The organism is Mesorhizobium sp. CNPSo 4689, assembly GCF_057784325.1.
On sequence record NZ_JBWLUZ010000100.1, the window covers coordinates 1 to 1,054 of the forward strand.

The 1,054-nt window shown below is 60.3% G+C and carries 1 protein-coding gene; it reads right to left on the minus strand.

The genetic code is table 11. The features are described from left to right. Positions 1-961 (minus strand): IS630 family transposase gene (locus AC04SI_RS33300; RefSeq protein ID WP_488475730.1). Its coding sequence is split into 2 segments (ribosomal slippage), with 959 coding nucleotides annotated over them: positions 1-620 and positions 623-961; the frame shifts between segments, so codons are not numbered across the junction. This gene is flagged as partial in the annotation. Positions 962-1,054: the final 93 nt, after the last annotated feature.

A 1,054-nucleotide genomic window follows, 5' to 3' on the forward strand; every position in this document is an offset into this window, starting at 1 on the left:
TAGAGCGGGATGAACTTAGGTTGGGCATATCCGGCTTCAGTGAAGTAATTTTGGCATTCGTTTGAAGTGACGGTGCCAAGGATTTGGCCGATAGCGCCACAGACGGTTTCGACTGTTCGCTTGGCAGCCTTGCGCAGCCAGTGCTTGAGCTTGGCGAAGAGCTTCTCGATGGGGTTCAGGTCGGGCGAGTATTTGGGCAAGAGGAACAGCCTGGCGCCGGCCGAGCGGATGGCACGGCGGACGGCCTTGCCCTTATGCGAGCCGAGATTGTCCATGATGACGATGTCGTCGGGCTTGAGGGTTGGGACGAGAACCTTGTCGACATAGAGCTGGAAACGCTCGCCATTGATCGGTCCGTCGATGAGCCATGGAGCATCGACGCGGTCGTGACGCAACGCCGCCAGGAAGGTCATGGTCTTCCAGTGACCGTGCGGCACCTTGGCTTTGATCCTCTCGCCGCGCGGCGCCCATCCTCTGAGCGGAGCCATGTTAGTTTTGGTCCATGTCTCGTCAATGAACACCAGGCGGGAAGGGTCGATACGGTCCTGATACTTGGTCCACTGTGCCCGTCGGCGCGCCACATCCGGGCGATCCTGCTCAGCCGCGATCAGCGTCTTTTTTTGTGACTGAGCTTCTCGGCGTGGACGAACTCCCACACCGAGCGGTAATCGACCTTCAGGCCGCGCTCGGCCAGTTCGGCCACCAGTCCGCGCAACGTGAAATCCGCAGCCCGGCAGCGCACCAACAGCCACTCCCGATGCTCTCCGGCAATCTTCTTCGGCCTGTGCCCGCCCATCTTGCCTGGCGCAAGACTGCTCGTCTCGCGCAAGCGACTTACCCACCGGATGACGGAACTGATCCCAACTCCAAAGCGCACTGCCGCCTGCCGCCGCGACAGCCCTTCCTGCTCAACAGACGCGACAACCCGGGTGCGAAGATCCATCGAGTAAGGCTTGCCCATCCGTGCCGGCCTCCTTGTCCAGCCAGCACGTTGAATCAGATTTCCAAGCCTTAGGGAATCCCAGCCGATTCAGCCTCAATTCATTCCGCTCTA